This is a genomic window from Vibrio sp. 10N.222.46.A1 (assembly GCF_041473595.1).
Taxonomy (GTDB): domain Bacteria; phylum Pseudomonadota; class Gammaproteobacteria; order Enterobacterales; family Vibrionaceae; genus Vibrio; species Vibrio tasmaniensis_A.
Map to the genome: position 1 here is coordinate 1 of NZ_JBFRSN010001379.1, position 2,820 is coordinate 2,820.

Annotated in this window: 2 protein-coding genes; both read right to left on the reverse strand. The window is 46.5% G+C overall.

The window, feature by feature from the left end:
* The coding region (gene mukB, locus AB4496_RS26750; protein WP_372132943.1) for a chromosome partition protein MukB at window positions 1-2,287 on the reverse strand (2,287 nt) is incomplete at its 3' end.
* The coding region (locus tag AB4496_RS26755) for a chromosome partition protein MukE (protein WP_372132946.1) at window positions 2,284-2,820 on the reverse strand (537 nt) is incomplete at its 5' end. The genes AB4496_RS26755 and mukB, both read right to left, overlap by 4 nt.

The following is a 2,820-nucleotide window of genomic DNA, read 5'->3' on the forward strand; positions in this document are numbered from 1 at the left end:
GTTGAACACACACCGCACCTTCAAGCTCATCAGCATTGAATGAGCTGTCATCAAACGCATCTACATCACCTTCTAGGATGTAAAGGTCTTCTGGACAATCATCAAGATCCACCAGCTTCTCTTTAATGCCATCAAGGTCCGAAACCACAATTGCGTGACGAGCCGGGCCGTACATCGCACTGAAGTACGGCGCATCGCCAATCGTGATGTCATCGTAGATCTCAGAAAGCAGCACGCCACCAAGCGTATCCGCTAGACCTTTCAGGCGAGGATCGTTAGAACCACCTGGAGAAGCTAAGCGTTCAATCTCTTGCTCAAGTTCAGCTCGGCGCGTAGCCAACTGATCTTTTGCTACCGCTTGAGATTTCTCGTCTTCAAGCACTTGCTGCATTTGAGTCATTACTGCTTGGCTATCTTCTAGCTCAGCTTCTGTGTGATCTCTTAGGGCTTCAAGTGCATCGTTCGCCGTGATCCACGCTGGAGCAATAGACTCAAGTTTTTGAATCTCTTGGTCTTGGTTGTGTTGCACACGACGTTGCTCACTCTTCGCTTCACGCAGCTCTTCTTGAGCATACTCAAGAGATTCGATCTGGATTGCATGGCGTTCACGTTCTTCATCGAAAACCGTTTCGTCAGTCAGTGAGATGTTGTGTTGCTTTTGGTATTCAGTCGCAAGCTCTTTTGCTTGACGCTGCTGCGCCACATCACGAGCCATGTCGCGGTGCTGAGCACGCCACTGCTGTTCGTTTTCAACAACGTGTTTTGCGTTACGGCCTTTTTCTAACGCTTGCTTAGCACTGGTAGACGCTTCTTTACGCTCAACATCACCAACAATGCTTTTAACAAGAGACAGTGCTTTGTCGAACTGTGCAGACGCAGCAGAGGACATGTCTAGCTTATGTTTAGTCGACAGTAGCGTTTGAGTGCTTGATTCTTCTTGTGCTTTTAGCTCAGAAACCAGAGTTAATGCGCTTTCTGCCGTAATAGACTCATCACCAAGTAGCTGTTTAGTTTTCTCTAATGCTTGAACCGCTTGCTGGTATTGAAGCGCACGAGTCTGCTGAACATCCAACGCTTGTTGGTAGTCAGCAAGCTGAGTTTTCAGGCTATCCACTTCTTCTTCAGTTATGGTTGCCTGTTCTTCAGCAAGAAGTACTCGCTCTTGAGCTTCTTCAACCACCATAATCTGCTCTTCTAGACGCTCATTAAGCTCTTCCAGATCTTCGCTGTAACGAGCGATTTTCTCTTGCTGACGAAGTGCTGTTTGAACCAATTGAAGATGATCCGACGCCGCTTGATAGTCTTGCTCTAGTGCCGATTCTTGATCGACCAACAACTCAAGCTCTTCTTGAACGCGGTTCAACAAGTTGTTTTGATCAAGCAAGGTCTCGCGAGAACCAAACAGTTCACCACGAAACTTCATGGTTTGATCAAGCTTGTTACGACGATCGTTGGCATGGCGCATGTAATCTGCTGCCACGTAGTTCGTAGATTCAGTGATCAAGTGCTTGAACAGGTCACGATCCGACTGAGTCGTTTTGATCGCTTCTAGCGTCATGCGGTTTTCACGCAGTGCTGATTCCATATCTTGGAATGCTTTCTTCACACCGCCATTTTGCGGAAGAAGGTAATCACGCAGAGAACGTGTAATCGCACTTGAGATACCGCCGTAAAGTGATGCTTCAATCAAACGGTAGAACTTAGAACGGTCGCTGCTGTTACGCAGTTTCTTAGGAACAACACCGTACTCAAACATCTGTGAGTGGTAATCAACAATCGAAGAGAAGGCTTTAAAGTGCGCCCCTTCATATTGCGCTACCGCTGCTTTCACGTCGTTCAGTTGACACACACGAGCGTGGCTGTCTGAAACGTTCTGAATCAATACATCCGTTGGCTTCACATGGCTTGGAAGGCCTTGGATTACAAACGGTTTGATGTCGACCTTCTTATCACGACCCGCAACTTGCTGCAGTTTTACTGCAAACAATAGGCGTTGATTACGAGAGTTCACAACATCTAGCGCGGCATAACATGCGCCTGGCTGAAGCTTACCGTAGAGACCTTTATCACGAGATGACTGTGAGCTACCCGCTTCCGTAGTGTTACGGAAATGCAGAAGGCTTTGGTCAGGGATAAGTGCTGTAATGAATGCCGCCATTGTGGTCGACTTACCTGCACCGTTACCGCCAGAAAGCGTTGTAACCAATCCATCAATATCAAAAGTACGCGCGAAGAAGCCGTTCCAGTTGACCATGGTTAATGATTGATATTTACCTCTTTCAATCATGCTTCACCTTCTACCTTTGTTTGTTCGCTGTCGTTTGACTCAAGGTCAAAGTCAGCTTGATCGTTAAAAATGTCTTGTTGACCGTTTTCGTCTACGTCTAAATCTATTTCTGATACGGCTTCTGCTTGTTCTTCATTCAACAAGCTACCTTGGTTAGGCTCTTGAGTATGAACAACAGCTTCACCATCACGAATAAGTCGTAATTGCGCTTCTTTCATATCATCGCCAACACGAACATCCGCACCAAAACGGAACACCGCTTCGCTGATACGGAATTTACCTGTTTCACCAATCACGATCAGCATGCCGATACGACGTAAACGGCGTAAAGAAGTACGTACTTTTTCAAACAGCTTTTCTTTGTCTAAGTCAGAACCAGACGCACGGTTGGTTGCTAGCTTCATGAGTTTTTTCTCATCCGCTAACGACATCAGTTCATCAAACAACTCTTGATTGGTGAAGATGCCTTCATGAGCCAAACGCTCTGGGCTTAGGTATAAGAAACACAATACTTTACCAACTAGCATGTCGAG